The 20,544-nt window shown below is 71.9% G+C and carries 18 protein-coding genes; 16 read left to right on the top strand and 2 right to left on the bottom strand.

The features are described from left to right. The first annotated feature begins 4 nt into the window (after positions 1-4). From ACLJQE_RS07865 to ACLJQE_RS07850, 4 genes are read left to right on the top strand one after another with little or no spacing between them, the layout of a single operon-like run. On the top strand, positions 5-862 hold the full coding sequence (locus ACLJQE_RS07865; RefSeq protein WP_410638436.1) for a 3-hydroxyacyl-CoA dehydrogenase family protein: 858 nt from the start codon (positions 5-7) through the stop codon (positions 860-862). Beyond that, complete coding sequence (locus tag ACLJQE_RS07860; RefSeq protein WP_410638434.1) at positions 863-1,138, top strand: acyl carrier protein; 276 nt, start codon at positions 863-865, stop codon at positions 1,136-1,138. Next, complete coding sequence (locus tag ACLJQE_RS07855; protein WP_410638433.1) at positions 1,131-2,252, top strand: acyl-CoA dehydrogenase family protein; 1,122 nt, start codon at positions 1,131-1,133, stop codon at positions 2,250-2,252. Before ACLJQE_RS07860 ends, ACLJQE_RS07855 begins: the two co-directional genes overlap by 8 nt. A 26-nt stretch (positions 2,253-2,278) precedes the next feature. Beyond that, the gene (locus ACLJQE_RS07850) at positions 2,279-3,349 is read left to right on the top strand and encodes an HAD-IIIC family phosphatase (protein WP_410639158.1); all 1,071 of its coding nucleotides are present in this window, start codon (positions 2,279-2,281) and stop codon (positions 3,347-3,349) included. A gap of 133 nt (positions 3,350-3,482) precedes the next feature. Here the strand turns inward: ACLJQE_RS07850 and ACLJQE_RS07845 are convergent, their stop codons facing one another. Continuing rightward, positions 3,483-4,148, bottom strand: coding sequence for an O-methyltransferase (locus ACLJQE_RS07845; RefSeq protein ID WP_410638432.1), 666 nt, complete (start codon positions 4,146-4,148; stop codon positions 3,483-3,485). A gap of 562 nt (positions 4,149-4,710) precedes the next feature. On the opposite strand from ACLJQE_RS07845, the gene ACLJQE_RS07840 reads away from it, so the two are divergent. The 11 genes from ACLJQE_RS07840 to ACLJQE_RS07790 all read left to right on the top strand — a co-directional run bounded on the left by ACLJQE_RS07840 (position 4,711) and on the right by ACLJQE_RS07790 (position 18,015). Continuing rightward, positions 4,711-7,605 (top strand): AAA family ATPase, encoded by a 2,895-nt coding sequence (locus ACLJQE_RS07840; protein ID WP_410638431.1) that lies wholly within the window; start codon positions 4,711-4,713, stop codon positions 7,603-7,605. Between the two features lie 6 nt (positions 7,606-7,611). Further along, on the top strand, positions 7,612-10,422 hold the full coding sequence (locus tag ACLJQE_RS07835; RefSeq protein ID WP_410638430.1) for an AAA family ATPase: 2,811 nt from the start codon (positions 7,612-7,614) through the stop codon (positions 10,420-10,422). A 371-nt stretch (positions 10,423-10,793) separates the two neighbouring features. Beyond that, complete coding sequence (locus tag ACLJQE_RS07830; protein WP_410638428.1) at positions 10,794-11,483, top strand: LuxR C-terminal-related transcriptional regulator; 690 nt, start codon at positions 10,794-10,796, stop codon at positions 11,481-11,483. Positions 11,484-11,490: 7 nt separating this feature from the next. Then, positions 11,491-11,763 (top strand): hypothetical protein, encoded by a 273-nt coding sequence (locus ACLJQE_RS07825; protein ID WP_410638427.1) that lies wholly within the window; start codon positions 11,491-11,493, stop codon positions 11,761-11,763. Between the two features lie 273 nt (positions 11,764-12,036). Next, positions 12,037-12,972 (top strand): 1-phosphofructokinase, encoded by a 936-nt coding sequence (pfkB, locus tag ACLJQE_RS07820; protein WP_410638426.1) that lies wholly within the window; start codon positions 12,037-12,039, stop codon positions 12,970-12,972. A 76-nt stretch (positions 12,973-13,048) separates the two neighbouring features. After that, positions 13,049-14,164, top strand: a complete 1,116-nt coding sequence (gene mtlA / locus ACLJQE_RS07815) for a mannitol-specific PTS transporter subunit IIC (RefSeq protein ID WP_410638425.1) — start codon at positions 13,049-13,051, stop codon at positions 14,162-14,164. 34 nt (positions 14,165-14,198) lie between these two features. Further along, on the top strand, positions 14,199-14,507 hold the full coding sequence (locus tag ACLJQE_RS07810) for a PTS lactose transporter subunit IIB (RefSeq protein ID WP_410638424.1): 309 nt from the start codon (positions 14,199-14,201) through the stop codon (positions 14,505-14,507). Then, positions 14,497-14,952: a PTS sugar transporter subunit IIA gene (locus ACLJQE_RS07805; protein WP_410638423.1), complete on the top strand. Its 456-nt coding sequence runs from the start codon at positions 14,497-14,499 to the stop codon at positions 14,950-14,952. The genes ACLJQE_RS07810 and ACLJQE_RS07805 overlap by 11 nt, the downstream gene beginning before the upstream one ends. Then, positions 14,949-16,004: a zinc-dependent dehydrogenase gene (locus ACLJQE_RS07800; protein WP_410638422.1), complete on the top strand. Its 1,056-nt coding sequence runs from the start codon at positions 14,949-14,951 to the stop codon at positions 16,002-16,004. Before ACLJQE_RS07805 ends, ACLJQE_RS07800 begins: the two co-directional genes overlap by 4 nt. Before the next feature lie 34 nt (positions 16,005-16,038). Further along, entirely contained in the window at positions 16,039-17,706 is a 1,668-nt protein-coding gene (gene ptsP, locus ACLJQE_RS07795; protein ID WP_410638421.1) for a phosphoenolpyruvate--protein phosphotransferase, read from the top strand. A 24-nt stretch (positions 17,707-17,730) separates the two neighbouring features. Next, positions 17,731-18,015, top strand: coding sequence for an HPr family phosphocarrier protein (locus ACLJQE_RS07790; RefSeq protein ID WP_410638420.1), 285 nt, complete (start codon positions 17,731-17,733; stop codon positions 18,013-18,015). A gap of 141 nt (positions 18,016-18,156) precedes the next feature. On the opposite strand, the gene ACLJQE_RS07785 is transcribed toward ACLJQE_RS07790, so the two are convergent. Next, complete coding sequence (locus ACLJQE_RS07785; protein WP_410638419.1) at positions 18,157-19,212, bottom strand: DegT/DnrJ/EryC1/StrS family aminotransferase; 1,056 nt, start codon at positions 19,210-19,212, stop codon at positions 18,157-18,159. A 195-nt stretch (positions 19,213-19,407) separates the two neighbouring features. Between ACLJQE_RS07785 and ACLJQE_RS07780 the strand changes: the two genes are divergently transcribed. Beyond that, positions 19,408-20,439, top strand: coding sequence for a GDP-mannose 4,6-dehydratase (locus ACLJQE_RS07780; RefSeq protein WP_410638418.1), 1,032 nt, complete (start codon positions 19,408-19,410; stop codon positions 20,437-20,439). The last annotated feature ends 105 nt before the right edge of the window (positions 20,440-20,544 follow it).

The following is a 20,544-nucleotide window of genomic DNA, read 5'->3' as shown; positions in this document are numbered from 1 at the left end:
CGCGGTGGACGGGCAGGCGCAGGATCGGCCGGCCGTGATCGGCGGCGGGGTGATGGGCTCGGCGATCACGGCGATGGCGCTGGGGCACGGGGTGCCGGTCACCCTGGTGGAAATCGACGGCGAGGCGGTGGAACTCGCGAAGCGGCGCGTGGCGCAGCAACTGCGGCACGGCCGCCTGATGGGCGCGTTCCCCGACATCGCCGAAGGCGCCCTGACCGCGACGACTGACCTGGGCGCGGCGAAAGACGCGACGGCCGTCATCGAAGCGATCATCGAAGACGACAAGGTCAAGGCCACCGTGCTCGGCGAGCTCGCGGCCCTGGTCGCCCCGGGAACGCCGCTGATCACCAACACCTCCGGCATCCCGGTCGACGAGCTGGCCGAAGCGGTCGAGCGGCCCGCGGACCTGCTGGCGACGCACTTCATGAACCCGGCGTACCTGATCCCGAACGTCGAGGTCGTCCGTGGCCCGCGCACCGCGCAGTCCACTCTGGACGCCGTGCTGGGCCTGCTGGAACGGCTGAGCCGCAAGCCGATCGTCGTGGGCGACTCGCCCGGGTTCGTCACCAGCCGCCTGCTGCACCCCATGATCAACGACGCCGCACGGCTGGTCGAAGAGGGCACCGCGTCGGTCGAAGCCGTCGACGAGCTCATGCAGGGCTGCCTCGGTCACCCGACCGGCCCGCTGCGCACCGCCGACCTGATCGGCCTCGACAACCTCGCGGACGCGCTGCGGGCGCTCGCCGAACGCACCGGCGACCCGCGGCACGCGCCGTGCGCCCTGCTGCAGTCCAAAGTGGCCGACGGCCACCTCGGCCGGAAGACCGGACGGGGCTTTTACGAGTACGGGAAGGTGTTCTGAGTGAACGACGTCTCCACCACCGCAACCCCGGCGCGCACGCCGGCGGCCGTGACGCGGGAGATCCTGGAGTTCCTGACCGAGCGCGTCAAGCAGGACGTCCCGGTCGACCAGGACCTGTTCCGCACCGGACTGGTCTCTTCGATGTTCGCCATGGAGCTGGTCGTGTTCCTGGAGCAGACCTACGGCATCGCCATCGTCGGACCCGACCTCAAGCTCGACAACTTCCGGACCGTCGAAGGCATGACGGCGCTCGTGGGGCGCCTGCTCGATGAGTGACCACGCGCTCGTCGCGGCCGCCGCCGAGCTGACGGCGCGGGTCGGTGACCGGGCGGCGGCCTGGGACGTCGGCGGCCGGCTGCCCGAAGACCTGCTGCGGGCGCTGGGCGCGCGGGGCCTGCTGTGCGCCGAGGTGCCCGCCGAGTACGGCGGTCTCGGCGCCGGCAGCTTCCACAGCGGGCAGTTCACCGCGCACGCCGGCTCGCTGTGCAGTTCCCTGCGCAGCGTGATGACCTCGCAGGGCATGGCGGCCTGGACCATCCAGCGCTTCGGCGACCGCGCCCAGCGCGCCCGCTACCTCGGCCGGCTCACCTCCGGCGACCTGGCCGCGGTGGCGTTCAGCGAACCCGCGGCGGGCAGCGACCTGTCGTCGGTGGCCACCACCGTCCGCGCCGACGGCGGCGACGTCGTGATCAACGGCGAAAAGGTCTGGATCACGGCCGCGGCCTACGCGGACCTGATCGTGGTCGTCGGCGAGCTCGACGGCCTCGGCACGGCGGTCGTCGTCCCGGCGAACGCCGAGGGCGTCACGATCGAGCGCGTCCCGCACCCCAGCGGGTGCCGGGCGGCCGGCCATTCGACCGTCCGGCTCCACGACGTCCGGCTGCCGCGCTCGGCCGTGCTCGGCGGCGGCGGGGTCGAACTGTCGATGCTGATCACGACCGCGCTGGCCTACGGCCGGATCTCGGTCGCGTGGGGCTGCGTCGGCATCCTGCGGGCCTGCCTGGCCGCGGCCGGTGAGCACGCGGCGAACCGGTACCAGGGCGGAGTGCCGCTGGCCGACCGCCAGCTCGTCGCCCGGCACCTGGCCGACCTCTACGCCGACGAGCAGGCCGCCACCCGGGTCTGCGAGCACGCCAGCCGGGCCTGGGACGACCGGTCGCCCGAGCTGGTGGTCGCGACCGTGCTGGCCAAGTACGTCAGCTCGACCGCCGCGGCCCGCGGGTCGGGCGCGGCGGTGCAGGTGCTGGCCTCGGCCGCGGCCCAGGACGGCCACGTGGTCGCCCGGGCGCACCGCGACGCGAAGCTGATGGAGCTCATCGAAGGCAGCAACGAGATCTGCCAGCTCATCCTGGCGGGGCACACCCGTGTCCTCGTGAATTCCGGCGACTGAGGAGGAGTCCGGTGGCAAGCACGACCATGGTCAAGTGCCTGGTGTGGGACCTCGACGACACCCTGTGGAACGGCACGCTGCTGGAGGACGGCGTGGTCGAGGTCGCCGAGCCGATCCGCGAGCTCGTGAAGACCCTCGACGCGCGCGGCATCCTGCAGTCCGTCGCGAGCAAGAACGACCACGAGCACGCCTGGGCGCGGCTGGAGGAGCTCGGCTTGGCGGAGTACTTCGTGCTGCCGCAGATCGGCTGGCACCCCAAGTCCCGGTCGGTCAAGGCGATTGCGGACGAGCTGAACTTCGCGCTCGGGACGATCGCGTTCGTCGACGACCGCGACAGCGAGCTGGCCGAGGTGACCTACCACCACCCGGAGGTGCGCACCTACCGCGCGGAGGACGTGCTCGCGCTCGCCGAGCGGCCGGAGTTCAGCCCGGAGACGGTCACCGTCGACTCGCGGCGGCGCCGGCAGATGTACCAGGCGTCCTTCCGGCGCAAAGAAGCGCAGGCCGGGCACGCCGGCCCGGACGAGGACTTCCTGCGCTCGCTGGACCTGCGCATGACGATCCAGCCGGCCACCGACACCGAGCTGTCCCGCGTCGAGGAGCTCACGCGGCGCACGAGCCAGATGAACGCCACCGGCATCCACTACTCCGACGAGCACCTGCGCGGCTTGCTCGACGACCCGTCGCACCGGGTGCTGGTGGTCAGCATGCAGGACCGCTTCGGGCCGCACGGCGCGGTCGGGGTGCTCCTGCTGGAGACGTTCGAGGAGTTCTGGCACCTGAAGCTGCTGGCCACCTCGTGCCGGGTCGTGTCGTTCGGCGCGGGCTCGATCATCCTGCGCTGGCTGGCCAACCAGGCCGCGAACGCCGACGCCCACCTGGTCGCCGACTTCCGCCCGACCGACCGCAACCGGATGATGGAGATCGCCTACCGCTTCGCCGGGTTCGCCGACGACGCGTGCGCCTGCACCGCCGTGCTGCCCGGGGGCGAGGTGCCGGGCCTGCAGCGCCTGCACCTGGAGCCGGTGCCGCAGGAGGAGCCCACGACGGTGACCCTGGTGGCGCCCGACCTGAGCGAGCCCGTCGCGGTGCACTGAGCACTGGGCAAAGCCCGCTCCCGGCTTCGGCCGGGGGCGGGCTTTTTCGGTTGCCTCGACGGCCTCGACTGCCTCGACGCGGTGAAGGGGCCCTTCCGCTCGGGAGGGCCCCTTCAGCGCGCCGGAGTTTCCTTCAGTCCGTCTTGCGGATCAGCGTGATGCCGTCGGCCATCGGCAGCAGCGACATCTCCACGCGCGGGTCGTCGCGCACGAAGCGGTTGAACTCGCGGATGGCCACCGTGTCCGGGTCCTGGGCGCCGGGGTCGGCGACGCGGCCGAAGAACAGGGTGTTGTCGACGACGATGAGCCCGTCGGGGGCGAGCAGGCCGAGCGCGGCCTCGTAGTAGGCGGTGTACCCGGCCTTGTCGGCGTCGATGAAGACCAGGTCGACCGTGCCCGGCCCGTATTCGTAGAAGAGGGCGTCGAGCACCTGCACGGCCGGATCGATCCGCAGGTCGATCCGGTCCGCCACCCCGGCGCGCCGCCAGTAGGGCCGGCCGAACGCCGGCCATCGGTCGGTGACGTCGCAGGTCACGAGCAACCCGTGCGGGGGCAGCGCGCGGGCCATGCAGAGGGAGCTGTAACCGGTGAAGGTGCCGACCTCCACCACCAGGCGCGCCCGGGTCAGCTTGACCAGCATCGCGAGCAGCCGGCCTTCTTCCGCGGACACCTGCATCGCCGCCCCCATGGGCAGCGAGGCCGTCTCGTCGCGCAGTTCGCGCAGGATGTCGTCCTCGGCTTGCGAATGCTCGCTCACGTAGCTGAGTACGCCGGAGGACGCCAGTAGTTGGGTCGCCATGGCGGAAGCATAGGTTCGCCGGTTCCTGGAAGTGTCTAGTTCACAGCCGCAGAAAGTCCCTGGTGAACGCGGTGCAGGGTGACCGGACCGCGGCCGCCACCGGGCTCGTCACCACCGGGCTTGTCACCACCCGGATCGCCGCCCTCGGGGGCTTCTCCCCGGGGATGCGCCGGGTTCGACTTGGGTTTGGGTGTGAGTCCATGCGCCGCCCACACTCGTGGTCGCCCCCGGCCGCCGGAGGACAACGCGGCTTTGCCGATCTTCGCGGCGCGGCGACAGTGAACGTTTTTCAGTTTCGAGGCCTCGAAAAACCGGGTGAACGGGCTGGTGGGTGACCGTCATCCACGGCCTCGGCCGGGTGTCAAGCCACGTTGCCTTAATGTAGGGATTTCTGGGTCTTCGTGGGTAGTGCGTTGTCGCCGGGGGCAAAGTACAGACAAAACGAAGGTCCTGGACTTGTTAAACCAACATTCGGCGTCCTACCCTGGGCAGCCACGTCACCCCGTGGTGAACCACGGTGCGGTGGCGGAAAGCAGCCGCTGCGGGGCGGAGGGTGATGGTGGTGTCCGGACCAGGTGGAACCGGATCGGCGTTGCCGGTCGCGTCTGCCCTGCGCGCCGCCGCCGTCCGGGACCCCCGTGCTCTCGACACGCCCGTCGCCGCGCCGGTGCTCACCGTTCCCTGGCTGGGGAAGCGGGACGACCGCTCGCGCCGGACCGCCGAAGCGCGCCTCGTCGAGCGGGAAGACGAGCTGGCGGTGCTGCGGCGCGGGATCCGCGGGGTGCTGGCCGGGCGATCCGGTCAGGTGACCGTCGTGGGCCCGCGCGGGGCGGGGCGCAGCGCCTTGCTCGCCGCCGCCGTACGGGAAGCGCGGGTCGCGGGCGTGATCACCGCCTTCGCCTCCTGCTCACCGGGCGAATCCGCCGTGCACCGGGGCGTCGTCAACCGGCTCTTCGCCGACATCGCCGACGCCGACTGCCGGCTCGACGGCGGCCGGCGCTCCTGCGGCCGCGCTTCGGCCGACCGGTCCATCCCGACCCTGTGCGGCGACTTCGTGGGCGTCGCGAGCCAAGGGCCGCTGCTGATCGCCGTCGACGACGTCCAGTGGGCCGATCCCGGCTCGAAGGCGTGGCTCGAAGCCATGGAACACCGGCTGCAGCAGGCGCCGATGCTGCTGGTCCGGTCGGTGCTCGCCACCGGTGAGCACGCGGCCGCGCCCGGCGGGGACACCGTCGCCGTCCGGCTGCTCACCCGGGACGGCCTGCGGCAGCTGGTCGACGACCGCTTCCCCGGCAGCGTGACCGATCCGCGGTTCACCGCCGGGCTGTACGAAGCCACCGGTGGGCGGCCGGCGCTGGTCGTGCCGGTGCTCGAGCGGCTCGCCGCCGCCGGAGGAGACCCGGTGGCCGAGCACCTGCCCGCCGTCACCGAGCACCTGGCCGACGTCCGGGCCGCCGAGCTGGCCGTGTCGATCGCGGCCCTGCCGTCCGATGCCCTGAACCTGCTGCGCGCCATCGCGGTGTCCCGCGGGCTGCTCGACTTCGAGCTCGTGACGAATCTGGCCGGCCCGCTCGCCGGCCGGGTCGGCGACGCCCTGCGCCAGCTGGCCGGGTTCGGCCTGGTGCGCGAAGACGCGCCGACGCGCATCGCCGGCGCCGCCACCGCGGACGCCGCCCTCGGCACGCTGAGCGCCGCGGACCGCGGCGAGCTCGCGAACCGGTGCGTCGAACTGGCCTACCGCGCGGCGATGCCCGACGACCAGCTCGCCGAGCTGCTCGCCGCGGTGCGCCCGGTCGGGACGTCCTGGGCGGTCGGGACGCTGCGCCGGGCCGCGGAACACCGCCGGTCCCTCGGCGATGACGCGGGCGCGGCCCGGCTGCTGGGCCGGGCGCTGCGGGAGCCGGTCAGCCCAGCCGAACGCCGGAAACTGATGCTGGGGCTGGCACTGGCCGAGGTCGCCGACGAACCGGAGCTGAGCGACCAGCGCCTGCAGCGCGTGCTGCTCGACACCGGACCCGAAGTCTCCGGCGCGGTCCTGCTCGAAGCGGCCGACCACCTGCTCGCCCGCGGGGACACCCGCACCGCGCACCGGGTGATCGCCACGACTTGCCGCCGCCGCAGCGGGTTCGAAGCCGGCACGTCCGCGCTTGCCGCGCTCGGCCGGCTGGCCCAGGAGGACTGCGCGGCCGGTCCGGCGGGCCCGGCCCCCGTCTTCGACGCGCCGCGGCCGGTGCCCGGGGAACCCGATCCCGTGCGGGCGGCGACGACCGCGGTCGAACTCGCCCGCCGCGGCCGGCACCCCGGGCGGGCCCGGGAACTCGCGCGGCTCGCGCTCGAACCGCGCGCGAACCTGCCGCACACCCTGCGCCTGCGGGCCGCGTGGGTGCTGCTGTGCACCGACGACCTGTCCGAGGCCGTGCTCAGCCTCACCGACGTCCACTCCGATGCGGTCCGCGCCGGAGCCCGCGCGGTCGCGGCGAACGCGGTGCTGCTGCGGGCGCGCTGCGAACTGCGCCGCGGCAACCTCGGCCAGGCCCGGGCCGATCTCGAAGCCGCGATCGCGCGGCTGCCCGAACACGCCTGGCACCCGCGGGCCCTGCCCGGCCTGTGGGCCGTGCGGGCGGAAGCGGCGCTGGCCGCGACCCGGCTCGACGAAGCCGAACGTGCGATCGGCCCGGCTCTTCCGGCCGGCGCGGACGACGGGCTGGCCGCCGGGTACCTGCTGCTGCAACGCGGTCGCGTGCACCTGGCCAAGGGCGACGCGCAAGCCGCGCTGGAAGCGTTCCGCGCGGCCGGCCGCGGGACCGCCGGCCGACGCGAAGGCAACCCCGTCGACCTGCCGTGGCGGACCGGCGCGGCGCAGGCACTGGCCCGCTGCGGGGACGACGGGGCGGCGGAGCTGGCCCGGCAAGCGTTGGTGCGCGCGGAAACCTGGGGCGTGCCGGGGGCGCGCGGGGTCACCAGCCTGCTCCTGGCCGACGTCTTCACCGGCCGCGAACGCCGAACGCACCTGGAACGCGCCGTCCTGCTGCTGGAGGGAACGGCCCGGCGCGTCGACTTCCTGACCGCCGTCACCGAACTCGCCGCCGCGCGGCTCGACGACGGTGCCGTCACCGAGGCCGCCGCGCTGCTCGGGCGGGTGGCGACGCTGCGGCCGCAACTGCTGCCGGCGGGACTGACGGAGAAGATCCGCGACGTCTCCGGCCGGCTGGCGCGCCGCGGGCCGGACGCCGCCGCGCGACCCGTCCCCGGCGGCCCGGCCGGCGCACTGTCCGAACAGGAGGCCCGGATCGCCGCGCTCGCCGCCGCGGGCCGGACGAACCCGGAGATCGCGCGGGCACTGCAGCTGAGCAGCCGGCTGGTCGAGCTGCGCCTGACCAGGGTCTACCGCAAGCTGACCGTGACCGGCCGGGGGCAGCTCGCCGAGCTGATGAGCCCCGGTTCCGCTGCGAGTTGATGACCGGTGCTGCTGGAGCGTGACACGGAACGGGCCGCGATCGCGACCGCGCTGAACGCGGCGGCGGGCGGCGACGGCTCCCTGCTGCTGATCAGCGGCCCGGCCGGCAGCGGGAAGTCCGCGCTGCTGCGGGACACCATGGCGGCGGCGCTCGGCGCGGGCGCCCGGGTGCTGCGCGCGGACGCGACCCGGCTCGAAGAGGACTTCGCCTTCGGCATCGCCCAGCAGCTGTGCCGCCCGGTGCTCGTCGCGGCCGGTGAAGCCGAACGGGACCGGTGGTTCCAGGGGGCGTCCGAGCAGATCCTGCGCGCCCTGACCGAAGAGCGGCTCATCACCAACGGGCACGAGCACTACCTGCCGACCGAAGCCGTCCTCTATGGACTGCACACGGTCGTGCACGCGATGTCCCACGACGACCTGGTCGTGGTGATCGTCGACGACCTGCAGTGGGCCGACCAGGGATCGCTGCGGCTGCTGGGCTACCTCGCCAAGCGGCTGAGCGGGTCGCGGATCCTGCTGGCGCTGGCGCTGGCCGACGAGTGCGAGGCGCCGAAGTACCCCTTGGTGCACGAACTGGTGACCGCGGCCGCGCGGATCGTCGTGCCCGCGCCGCTTTCGCGGTCCGCGGTCGCGTCGATGGCCGAGGTCGCGTTCGGCGAGGCCGCCGAGGAACCCTTCACCGCGATGCTGCACGAGGTCTCCGGCGGCAACCCGGCCGGCGTCGCGACCGTCCTCACCGGACTGGTCGCCGAGGGGTTGCGGCCGGTCGCCGCGCAGACCGCGGCCGCCCGGCTCGAAGCCGTGCGGCTGCTCGACCACCGCGTCCTGATGTCGCTGGGTTCGCAGCCGCCCGCGGTGCTCGCGCTGGCCCGCGCGGTCGCGGTGCTGGGCGACCGCGCCGAGCCCGCTCTCGCCGCCGACCTCGTCGGGCTCGACGACGTCGAGTACTCCTCGGCGGTGCAGCACCTGGAACGGCTGCGCCTGGTCGAGCGCGAGGACGACCGGATCGGCTTCGTCACCACGAGCGTGCGCGACGGCATCGAGTCCGCGATCCCGGTCGAGTTGCGGGAAAGCCTTTACCGGCGCGCGGCGCGGCTTCTCTACGAGCACGGCCGCCCAGCGGAGCGGGTGGCCGAGACGCTGATGAAGGTCGGCATCGCCGAAGACCCCTGGGAAGTGCGGATCCTCAGCTCGGCCGCGGCGACCGTGCTGGAGCGCGGGGCCGGCGAGCTCGCGGCGCGTTACCTGCGCCGGGCGCTGCTGAACACCGCGCCGGACAGCGAAGAACGGGGGCGGCTGCTGGTCGAACTCGCCGCCGCGGAACGGGGTTTCGACCTCGTCGCCGCGGCCCGGCACCTGTCGCAGGCGCTGTCGCTGCTGCCGCCCGGAGCGCAGCAGGCGGAAGCGGCGCTGTGGATCCCGCCCGCGTTCGCCGCGTCGGCGCCGAACCTCGGCGCGGCCGTGCGCGCCGCCGTCGACCCCGTGCTGCGCGAAGGGGAACCGGCGGAGCTGGCCTTGCGGGCCGAAGCCCGGGCCTGGTACCCGGGGATCGGGCAGCCGGGTGGCGGCGAGGCCGCACTGGCCCGGCTCACCGAACTCGAACACGCCGAACGCCTGGACTCGCCGGGCGGCCGGGAGCTCGCGGTGGTGCTGCTGCACAGCGCGGTGGTCTCGGGCAGCGTGGCGGCCGACGACGTCGAGACCGTCCTCAAGCGACTCGTCAGCGAGGAGCCGCTCGATCCGCGGCACGCCTACACGTCCCTGCCGTTGCTGGTGTCCACCGCGGTCCTCGCCGACCGCGCCGCCGTGCTCGAGCCCGCGCTGACCGCGGCCGCCCAGGCGGCCCAGGACCACTGGCCGGACACCGCGCCGCTGATCGCCGCCGAAACCGCGGAAGTCAAGCTGGCACAGGGGGAGCTGGCCAAAGCACGGCGGATCGCCCTCGGTGTCCTGGAAGGCGCCGACCACGAAGCCTGGCCGGACGCGCTCGCGCGGTCGGTCACCACCCTCGCCCAGATCGCCCTGGAAACGCAGGATCCGGAGCTCGGCGAGCGCCTGCTGGGCACGCCGATGGACAGCAGCGACCACCGCGTGTTCGCCGCCCGGCGGCTGATCCGCGGCATGATCGACCTGGTCCGCGGCGACCCGGCGACCGCGCTGGGCCGCTTTCTCGACTGCGGGCGGCGCCTGGAACGGGAAGGCTGGGTCAACACCCCGCAGTACCCGTGGCGGATCTGGGCGGCGCTGGTGCGCCAGCGGCTCGGCGACCTGGCCGCGGCCCAGGCGCACGCGGCCGAAGAGGACCAGTTCGCGCAGCGGTGGGGCACTCCGTTGAGCGTCGGGCGTTCCCTGCGCCTGCAAGGGATGCTGACCGGCGGTGCGGACGGCATCGCGCTGCTGCAGGAGGCCGCCGGCATCCTGCGCGAGTCGGAGAACGTCGTCGAGCGCGCTCGCACCGCGGTGGTGCTGGGCACCCGGCTGCTCGGCGCCGGGCTGCCCGGCGCCGAAGACCTGCTGGCCGAGGGCCGGGAACTGGTCAAGGCGATCGGTGCCTCCTGGCTGGACGGCAGCGCCGAAACCGAGCTGAACGGCCCCGTGCTGCGCTTTTCCGGCGACAGCTTGGGAAACCTGACCAAGACCGAGGCCGCGGTCGCGCGGCTCGTGGTGCGCGGCTGGACGAACCAGCGGATCGCCGATTCCCTCGGCGTCACCCGGCGGGCGGTCGAGAAGAACCTCACCGGCACCTACCGCAAGCTCGAGGTCAACGGCCGCGCCGAACTCATCGAGCGCTTCGGCGCGCTCGACCAGGAGAGCTGATCCCCCGTGCCGCACTCCCGCGCCGCGGGTCCGCACCTCCGGTTCGGTAGGCGGGTGCGGTGCGCGGTGTGGGGGTACGGACCCCCTTTCCCCTCGTTGATTCCCAGGTCGGGTGCCAAAGGGCAGCACTTTTGCCCGCTGGAGTGCGGTTCGGTACCGCACCGCACCGCACCGCCCTCCGAACCTCCGTACCCGCGGCGCCACCGCACCACAGTGTTAAGAGCGGGTGTCCGGATTGTGTTGCCCGCGCTAATCGAGCGTGCATAACATGATCTGCATCACCCCGGAGACACGGCTCGCACACTGACTGGCGGCCGTCGGCCTTCTCGCCCCCGGGGGTTCAGCTTCCAGCCGGAGAAAGGAATGCCTTCATGAGTGCGGACGTCGCGGATCTGGCTGAAGGTGTCGGGGTGGCCGTGGTGGACCGGGGTTCCCGGACCGCTGCGCGCAAGCCGGCGCTGCGGGCGATCACCCCCGAGATGTGCATGGTGAACCTCGACCACCGCCTGCGGATCGTGTCGGCCAGCATGGAGTTCTTCCGCGTGTTCGAGTGCAGCTCGGACGCGGTCACCGGCACCGGTCTCTGCGACCTGCTGCACCCCAGTGTGCGGAGCAAGGTCGAGAACCAGCTGCGGCTGCTGGCGCGCGGGGAACGCAGCCGGTTCGTCGAGCGGATCCTGGTCATGCGGGAGAACGGCACGACGCTTTCGGGAGAGTTCGTCGGCTCCACGGTGCACGGGGTCGGTGACCGCCTCGACAGCCTGACGGTCGTGTTCCGGCCGGACAAGAACGAACTCCGCGGCCAGGTCGCCTGCAGCAAGAAGAAGATCCTGTCCGAGATCGACGCCCGCATCCTCGAGGGCGTCGCCTCCGGGGTCTCCACGATCCAGCTCGCGGCCAACCTCTACATGAGCCGCGGCGGTGTGGAGTACCACGTGACGACGTTGCTGCGGAAGATGAAGGTGAAGAACCGGCCGGCGCTGATTTCGAAGGCCTACTCGATGGGCATCTTCGGGGTCGGGTCGTGGCCTCCCCGCGCGCTGCCGGATTTCGTGCGGTGACGCCGTCATGACCGCGACGGCGCTTCCGGTGGGCGAGCTGAACAACCGGGCCCGGGCGATGCTGCTGGCGGTCGCGTCCGGCCGGGCGGAGATCGCTTGCAGCTGCGAGCCGGACCTCTACATCGACGGGCTGGTGTGCTGCGACCAGTACACCGCCCACTCCCTCGCCCACCGCGGTCTCGTCGAGCCGGCGCGGCTGGGCCGCGTGGGGCAGCGGGTGCGGGCCCGGCTGACCCCGGCGGGGTCCGTGGCGCTCGGGACGGTGGGCGAAACGGCGTGAACTGCGAAAACCGCTTGGCGGGCCGGGTGGTCCTCCGGAAATCGGAGGGCCACCCGGCCCCGTCTTGTCGGCGCCGGGAGCCGGCCCGGCAATCTGCCTTTGTGTGGGTTTTGGGATACGCGCTGTGCTCGGCGTTCTGCCAGGCTCAGGGCCACGTGGTGCGAGTTCTCGAAGGTAACGGTTGAACTTTCGGTGAACTTGGGCCTTGCAAACCCATACGAACACAGGCAATATCAACCAAATCAACGAGGAGCCCGGCGGAGGTGTGCTGAAGTGTTCGTGACCCTGACGGCGAACCCGAGCGTGGACCGGACGATCGAGGTCGACCGGCTCATCCGGGGTGAGCTGCACCGGGCGACGGGTGCGCATGTCCAGCCGGGAGGCAAGGGCATCAACGTCGCACGCGCTCTCGTGCGCAACGGGCTCAAGGCCCGGGCCGTCGTCCCGGCCGGCGGAGCCGACGGCGACCACCTGATCAGCCTGCTGCACGCCTACAACATCGACGTGGTCCGGGTGCGGACCGCGGAACCCGTGCGCAGCAACATCAGCGTGGTCGAACCCGACGCGACCGTCACCAAGGTGAACGAGAGCGGCCCGCACCTCTCCGGTGCGGAGCTGGAAACCCTGTGCGACACCTTGATGTCCCACGTGGCCGACGCGGAATGGGTGGTGGTGGCCGGAAGCCTGCCGCCCGGCGCCGGCGAAGACTTCTACGCCGACTTGATCGCGCGCCTGGCCCCGACCGGTGCCCAGGTCGTCGTGGACACCAGCGGCCCGGCGTTCCGCACTTCGGTCAAGGCCGGTCCGGCCCTGGTGAAGCCGAACCTCGACGAGCTCGAGGAAGCCGTCGGCCGGCAGCTGGACACCGTGCGGGACGTCGTCGACGCCGCACAGGAGCTGCGCGCGCTCGGCGCGGGCAAGGTGCTCGCCAGTCTCGGCAGCAAGGGTGCCGTGCTGGTGGAAGAAGCGGGAGTCTGGTGCGCCAACGCATCGGCCGAACCGCGGAGCTCGGTCGGTGCCGGCGACGCGATGCTCGCCGGTTTCCTGGCGGCAGGGGGGAGTGGCCCGCAGGCGCTGGCCACCGCCGTCGCCTGGGGAGCGGCCGCCGTGTCGCTGCCCGGGAGCACGATGCCGGGTCCTGAAGACGTGGGGGCCCGTCGAGTACGGGTGGACCCGCGCCCGGAGTGGGACGAGAAGGTGCGCGAATAGCGCATCGGACCGGACCGCTCGCGCCATCGCTGGATGGCGATCCCTCCGAAACCCTTTCCAGAGAAGGAAGCCAACGATGACTACCACTGCGGAGCGCGAAGAGGAAGCCACTCCGTCGAGGGCGGAACGCGTACGGGTCACCATCCAGCGGTTCGGCGGGCACCTCGCCGGCATGGTCATGCCGAACATCGGCGCGTTCATCGCCTGGGGGCTGATCACCGCGCTGTTCATCCCGAGCGGGTGGACGCCCAACGCGCAGATCGCCGAGCTCGTCGACCCGATGATCAACTTCCTGCTGCCGGTGCTGATCGGGTACACCGGTGGCCGGATGGTGCACGGCCAGCGCGGCGCCGTCGTCGGTGCGGTGGCCACGGTCGGCATCGCGGTCGGCGCGTCGATCCCCATGTTCCTCGGCGCGATGATCGTGGGCCCGCTGGGTGGCTTCCTGATCAAGCTGTGGGACGAACGGGTCGGCAGCAAGACCGCGCCGGGCTTCAAGATGCTGGTCGACAACTTCAGCGCCGGCATCATCGGCGGCGCGCTGGCGGTGCTGGGCATGCTGGGCATCGGCCCGGTCGTGCAGGGCATCACCAAGGCGCTCGGCAACGGCGTCCAGGGCCTGATCGACGCCCACCTGCTGCCGCTGGTCTCGATCATCGTCGAACCGGCCAAGGTGCTCTTCCTCAACAACGCGATCAACCACGGCGTGCTGAGCCCGCTGGGCGTGGCCGACGCGCTGAAGGACGGCAAGGCGATCGAGTTCCTGATCGAGCCGAACCCCGGCCCGGGCCTCGGCATCCTGCTGGCGCTCACCCTCTTCGGCGTCCGCAGCGCACGGGCCACCGCGCCGGGCGCGATCGTCATCCAGTTCCTCGGCGGCATCCACGAGATCTACTTCCCGTACATCCTGGCGACCCCGCGGCTGATCCTGGCCGCCATCGCCGGTGGCGCGGCGGGTGTCGCGACGTTCAGCATCTTCGGCGCGGGCCTGACCGCCACGCCGTCGCCGGGCAGCATCATCGCGGTGCTCGCCGTGACGCCGAAGGGCGGTTACCTGGGCGTCGTCGCCGGGGTGCTGGTCGCCGCGGCCGTCTCATTCGTCGTCGCCGCCGTACTGCTGAAGTTCGGCCGGGACGCACGCAAGGAAGAACGCGAGGCGGCCATCGCCTCCGGTGGAACCGTGGCGGCGTGACGATCACCGTCGATCGAAGGAAGGAAGCACGGGAATGAGCAGCATCGAAGGCAAGGAAGTCAAGAAGGTCATCATCGCCTGCGACGCCGGGATGGGCAGCAGCGTGATGGTCGCCTCCCAGCTGGCCAAGCGGCTGAAGCCGTACTCGGTCAAGGTCGAGCACACGCCGGTCAACGAGATCCCGGGGGACGCGCAGGTCGTGCTGTGCCAGTCCACCCTGGTCAGCCGGGCGCGCAAGGCCAACGGCAACGCGGTGATCCTGGGCTTCCAGAGCTTTCTCGGCGACCCGGTCTTCGACCGCGTCGAACAGGCGATCCGGGACGGCGGTTCCCTTGCCGACTGACGCCACCATCCTCGGGCCCGAGTCCGTGCTCATCGGCTGCACCGCCCCCGACCAGGCGGACGCGATCACCCAGGTCGGGAAGAAGCTCCTCGAACTGGGGGCGGTGGAGCCGGGGTACCTCGACGCGATGCACGAACGCGAGAAGTCCGTGTCGACCTACCTCGGCGAGGGCGTCGCGATCCCGCACGGCACCGACGAGTCACGCAAGTTCGTCAAGCGCACCGCGCTGGCGATCCTCCAGTTCCCCGCCGGGGTCGACTGGGACGGCAACGACGTCCGGCTCTGCGTCGGCATCGCGGCCAAAGGTTCGGAGCAGGTCGGGATCCTGTCCTCGCTGGCCCGGATCCTGATGGATTCCGAACAGGTCAAGCAACTGCGCGAGGCACCGGACGCCGAGACGATCCTGCGACTGTTGAACGAAGTGGACGAGGAGTTTTCCCGATGAAGGTGGCACGTTTCTACGCGCCGGGCGACCTGCGTGTCGAAGACGCGGACGAACCGAAGCCCGGCCCGGACGAGATCAAGATCCGGGTGCACAACACGTCGACGTGCGGCACGGACCTGAAGATCTTCCGGCACGGGCACCACCACATCGACCCGCCGCGCGTGATCGGGCACGAGATCGCCGGCGAGGTCGTGGAAACCGGGGCCGGCGTGTCCGGCTGGGCGTCCGGCGACCGGGTCCAGGTCATCGCGGCCATCCCGTGCGGCGAGTGCAAGCAGTGCCGCAAGGGGCTGCAGCAGGTCTGCCCGAACCAGCTGTCGATGGGGTACCACTTCGACGGCGGGTTCGCCGAGTACATGATCGTGCCGAAGCAGGTCCTCAAGGTCGACGGCGTCAACCGGATCCCCGACGGCGTCAGCTACGCCGAGGCCTCGGTGGCCGAGCCGCTCGCGTGCGTCCTCAACGGACAGAACTTCGCGCAGGTCGGCGCGGGCGACGTCGTCGTGGTGGTCGGCGCCGGTCCGATCGGCTGCCTGCACGTGCGGCTGGCCCGGGCCAAGGGCGCGGCCGCGGTCTACCTCGTCGAGCTCAACCGCAACCGCCTGGACCTCGCCGCCGAGCTCGTCAAGCCGGACGCCGCGATCTGCGGCAGCGAGGTCGACGTGGTGGAGAAGGTCCTCGAGCTCACCGGCGGCGACGGCGCCGACGTGGTCATCACGGCCGCGGCGGCGGGCAAGGCCCAGGAGGACGCGCTGAAGATGACCGCGCGCCGCGGCCGGATCAGCTTCTTCGGCGGCCTGCCGAAGGACAACCCGATCATCGCGTGCGACTCGAACCTGGTGCACTACCGGGAGCTGACCATCTACGGCGCCAACGGGTCCAGCCCGGACCACAACCGCCAGGCGCTGGAACTGATCTCGTCGGGCAAGGTCCCGGTCGACGACCTGATCACCCACCACCTGCCGCTGTCGGACGTGCTGAAGGCGATCGACATCGTCAGCAGCGGCGAAGCGATCAAGGTGACGATCGAGCCGGGCACCGTTTCCGCGTGAGCGGTGCGGCGCGGAGTTGAGGAGGCGACCAACGGTGGTGGACGAACTGCGGGGCAACCCGGCGAGCCCGGGCGCGGCCGCCGGCCCGGTGGTGCGGCTGACGCCGCCCCCGGTGCTGCCGGAGCACTGGGACGCCGCGGCGGCTCCCGAAGCGGAGCTGGCGGCGGCGACCGAAGCGCTCGACGCGGCGGTGGCGGACCTGGAGAAGCGCGCGGCTTCGGTGTCGGGCGAGTCGAAGTCCATCATGGACACCCAGATCATGATGGCGCAGGACCCGTCGCTGCGGACCGGCATCGCCGACGGGGTGGCGGGCGGCCGCCCCGCGGCCTGGGCGATCCGCGACGCGTTCGGCAAGCACGTGGCCGCGCTCGAAGCCATCGGCGGATACCTCGGGGAGCGGGCGGCGGACCTGATCGACATCCGCGACCGCGCGATCGCCGCCGCCCTGGGGCTGACCCAGCCGGGTATCCCGGCGGTCGACGGGGCGTTCGTCCTCGTCGGCCAGGACATCGCGCCGGCCGACACGGTCCTGCTCGACCCGGCGAAGGTGCTCGGCATCGTCACCGAGAAGGGCGGGCCCACCAGCCACACGGCGATCGTCGCCCGGGCACTGGGGATCCCCGCGGTGGTCGGCTGCGCCGGCGCCGCGGGCCTGGCGGACGGCACGAGGATCGCGGTCGACGGCACGCGCGGCACCGTCGCCGTCGACCCGGACGACGAGTACGTCCGCCGGATCGAAGCGGAGTCGGCGTCACTGAAGGAAAAGCTCGCGGCGCACCGCGGTCCGGGCGCTACGGCGGACGGTCACCCGGTCAAGCTCCTGCTCAACGTCGGCAGCGCCGGCGGGGCGGCGTCGGACGCCGCGGCCGACGCCGAAGGGGTCGGGTTGTTCCGCACCGAGTTCCTGTTCCTGGACCGCACGGAGGCCCCGACGGTCGAGGAGCAGCGGGCGGCGTACGGCGAAGTGCTCCGCGGGTTCGGCGGCCGTCCGGTCGTCATCCGCACGCTCGACGCCGGGGCCGACAAGTACATTCCGTTCGCCAACACCGAAGACGAGCCGAACCCGGCTCTGGGGGTGCGCGGGTACCGGGTCGGCGTCCGCAACCCGGGGCTGCTCACCGCGCAGCTGGAGGCGATCAGCCTGGCGGCGGGCGACCACGACGCGGACGTGCGGGTGATGGCGCCGATGATCGCCACCCCGGCGGAGGCGGCGGCGTTCCGCGACCTGGCCCGGGAGCACGGGATCGCCAAGACCGGCGTGATGATCGAGGTGCCTGCCGCGGCGATCCGGGCGCGGGACATCCTCGCGGAAGTCGACTTCGTCAGCATCGGCACCAACGACCTCTCGCAGTACACCTACGCCGCCGACCGCATGCTGGGGGAGCTGGGGGAGCTGCTGGACCCGTGGCAGCCGGCGCTGCTGGCGCTGGTGGCCACCGTCGCCGCGGCGGCGAAGGAGGCCGGCAAGAGCGCCGGCATCTGCGGCGAGGCGGCGAGCGACCCCGGCTTGGCACCGGTGTTCGCCGGGCTGGGCATCACCAGCCTGTCGATGTCGGTGTCCGCGGTCCCGGCGGTGCGGGCCGCGTTGAAGGACTACACGTTGGAGCAGTGCGAAATCCTGGCCCGGGAGGTGCTGACGGCACCGGACGTGCCGTCGGCGCGCAAGGTCGTCGAAGAGTTCTCGGCCCGGTCGGTCGACTAGCGATCACGAGATGGGAAGTTCCTGATGTCCAGTAGGAAAGTGGTGATCGGCTCGCCCGTCGGGCTGCACGCGCGGCCGGCGAAGCTGCTCGTCGAGCTGGCGGGCCGCCTGCCGGTGCCGGTGAAGATCGGCCGCGACGAGGACCAGCTGGTCGACGCGGGCAGCATCCTCGGGGTGATGGCCCTCGGCGTCCGCGGCGGCGAAGAGGTGCTGCTGACCGCGGACGGCGAAGGCGCCGAGGAAGCGCTGTCGGAGGTGGCCGAGCTGCTGGCTCGCGACCTCGACTCGGCGGAGCAGCCGGCCGGCTGACCCGCTCCCTCCGACTTCCGGCGGGCCGTCCGTTCACTGTACGGGCGGCCCGCCGGAGCCCCACCCGAGAAGCGCCCACCACCCCGGTGGGCGCTTCTTCCGTTCCCGAAGGCACTTTCACGTGAAAGTGCCCCGGCCGGGTCAGCGGGAGCCGTAGAAGTCCGCGACGCGGGCGGCGATGAAGTCCTGGTCCGCTTCGGACAGTCCCGTGTGCGTCGGCAGGCACAGGCCGCGGGCCGCGAACTCCGCCGCGTTCAGCTCCGGCCACGACGGATCGAGGTACATCGGCTGGCGGCTCATCGGGGGGAAGAACACCCGCGTCTCGATGCCCGACGCGGCCATGTGGCTCTTCAGCTCGTCGCGGTCCTCGGCCAGCACGTCGTACATCCACAGGACGTCGCGGCCGGGCATGCGCGTGATCCCGGCGAAGCCCAGGCGCTCGTCGTAGCGCTTCTCGACCTGCGCGCGCAGCTCCAGGATCTCGTCGAGCTTCTCGACCTGCGCGAGCGCCACGGCGGCCTGCAGGTTGGTCATCCGGAAGTTGTAGGCCAGGTTCTTGTGCACGAAGTCGTGGGCCTTGCCGGTCGCGAACGAGCGCAGGTGGGCCATCTGGGCGGCCAGCCGCGGGTCGTCGGTCAGGCAGATCCCGCCCTCGCCGGCGGTCACGATCTTGTTGGCGTACAGCGAGAAGCAGGCGATGTCCCCGACCGGGCGGACGCCGTGCGCCTCCGCGCTGTCCTCGACCACCCGCAGGTTGTACTCGAAGGCCAGCTCCATCACGGCGTCCATGTCGCAGCGGCGGCCGTGCACGTGGACCGGCATGATCGCCTTGGTGCGCGCGGTGATCGCCGCCTCGGCCAAGCGCGGATCGATCGTCAGGTCGTCGCGGCAGTCCACGAACACCGGTGTCGCGCCGGTGTAGGTCACCGCCCACGCCGAAGCGACGAAGGTGCACTCGGGCACCAGGACTTCGTCGCCCGGGCCGATGCCCAGCGCGCGCAACGCCAGCGTCAGCGCCGCCGTGCCGGACGAGCACGCGACACCGTGCGCCTGCCCGTTCCAGGCGGCGAACGCGGCCTCGAACCGCGGGACGAACGGACCCTGGGCGGAGATCCAGCCCGTGCCGACCGCTTCGGTCACGTATTCGCACTCCCGGCCGGTCAGGTACGGCTGGGACACGGGGTAGGCAAAGGCCATCGGTTCCTCGCTCGCTTCGGGGATGGGAGGAAAGTGCCAGGATGGACCCGTCCGCGACGGGAAAACACCAGTCATCGCGGCGGAACACCGGGATTCTCCAATGATTTCCCGAGTCGGCGGGGCGTCCAATGGAACCCGATCAGCGGCAATCTCGGTTAGCCGTGGGCACAGCCGGCCGGTGGATGTGGGAGAACCATGACGAAACGAGCTTTGATCACGGGCATCACGGGGCAGGACGGCTCTTACCTGGCCGAGTACCTGCTGAGGCTGGGGTACCAGGTGTGGGGCCTGGTGCGCGGCCAGGCCAATCCGCGCAAGCTGCGTGTCAGCAGGCTGGCCACGGAGCTGAGTTTCGTGCACGGCGACCTGCTCGACCAGGCGAGCCTGGTCGCGGCGGTGGACCTGGTGCAGCCCGACGAGATCTACAACCTGGGTGCGATCTCGTTCGTGCCGATGTCGTGGCAGCAGGCCGAGCTCACCTCGGACGTCAACGGCATGGGCGCGCTGCGGGTGCTCGAAGCGATCCGGATGGTCTGCGGGCTCGACAAGTCCCGCCCGGCACCGGGCGGCCAGATCCGCTTCTACCAGGCGTCCTCGTCGGAGATGTTCGGCAAGGCCGCGGAAACCCCGCAGAACGAGCGGACGTTCCTGCACCCGCGCAGCCCCTACGGCGTGGCGAAGGCCTACGGGCACTACATCACCCGCAACTACCGCGAGTCGTACGGGATGTTCGGCGTCTCGGGCATCCTGTTCAACCACGAGTCCCCGCGGCGCGGGATGGAGTTCGTCACCCGCAAGATCTCCAGCGCGGTCGCGCGGATCAAGCTCGGGGTGCAGGACGAGCTGCGGCTGGGCAACCTCGACGCGGTCCGCGACTGGGGGTTCGCCGGCGACTACGTGCGCGCGATGCACCTCATGCTGCAGCACGACGAGCCGGTCGACTACGTCATCGGCACCGGCCGGATGCACACCGTCCGCGAGGCGGCCGAGATCGCGTTCGCCTCGGTCGGGCTCGACTGGCGCGACCACGTCGTCGTCGACCCGAGCCTGGTGCGCCCGGCCGAGGTCGAGGTGCTCTGCGCCGACGCGACGCTCGCCCGCACCGACCTGGGCTGGAAACCGACCGTGTCGTTCGAAGAGCTGATGCGGATGATGGTCGAGTCCGACCTGACCCAGACCAGCCGCGAGCTGGATCTGGGCGAGGCGCTGACGGCCGCCGTCTGGTAGCCGAGCGCATTCTTCCGCGAGGAAAACAAAAAGACATTCGCGCCCCGGGTGGCCACGCCGCCGGGCGCCGGGTTGCCGGAGCAGCAGCCGTCACCGGGGCGCACC

The sequence above is a fragment of the Amycolatopsis sp. lyj-346 genome (genome assembly GCF_046548975.1).
Lineage (GTDB): Bacteria > Actinomycetota > Actinomycetes > Mycobacteriales > Pseudonocardiaceae > Amycolatopsis.
Note: the sequence above shows the minus strand (reverse complement) of the source record. Positions and strands in the feature narration are given on the sequence as shown.

What these genes read in the sequence shown, in the direction of transcription:
- ACLJQE_RS07825 (WP_410638427.1), top strand. Translation starts at nt 11,491, where the DNA reads ATGACCGCGACGGCGCTTCCGGTGGGCGAGCTGAACAACCGGGCCCGG.
- ACLJQE_RS07785 (WP_410638419.1), bottom strand. Translation starts at nt 19,212, where the DNA reads ATGGCCTTTGCCTACCCCGTGTCCCAGCCGTACCTGACCGGCCGGGAG.
- ACLJQE_RS07830 (WP_410638428.1), top strand. Translation starts at nt 10,794, where the DNA reads ATGAGTGCGGACGTCGCGGATCTGGCTGAAGGTGTCGGGGTGGCCGTG.
- ACLJQE_RS07850 (WP_410639158.1), top strand. Translation starts at nt 2,279, where the DNA reads ATGGTCAAGTGCCTGGTGTGGGACCTCGACGACACCCTGTGGAACGGC.
- ACLJQE_RS07810 (WP_410638424.1), top strand. Translation starts at nt 14,199, where the DNA reads ATGAGCAGCATCGAAGGCAAGGAAGTCAAGAAGGTCATCATCGCCTGC.
- ACLJQE_RS07845 (WP_410638432.1), bottom strand. Translation starts at nt 4,148, where the DNA reads ATGGCGACCCAACTACTGGCGTCCTCCGGCGTACTCAGCTACGTGAGC.
- ACLJQE_RS07855 (WP_410638433.1), top strand. Translation starts at nt 1,131, where the DNA reads ATGAGTGACCACGCGCTCGTCGCGGCCGCCGCCGAGCTGACGGCGCGG.
- mtlA (WP_410638425.1), top strand. Translation starts at nt 13,049, where the DNA reads ATGACTACCACTGCGGAGCGCGAAGAGGAAGCCACTCCGTCGAGGGCG.
- ACLJQE_RS07780 (WP_410638418.1), top strand. Translation starts at nt 19,408, where the DNA reads ATGACGAAACGAGCTTTGATCACGGGCATCACGGGGCAGGACGGCTCT.
- ACLJQE_RS07800 (WP_410638422.1), top strand. Translation starts at nt 14,949, where the DNA reads ATGAAGGTGGCACGTTTCTACGCGCCGGGCGACCTGCGTGTCGAAGAC.
- ACLJQE_RS07790 (WP_410638420.1), top strand. Translation starts at nt 17,731, where the DNA reads ATGTCCAGTAGGAAAGTGGTGATCGGCTCGCCCGTCGGGCTGCACGCG.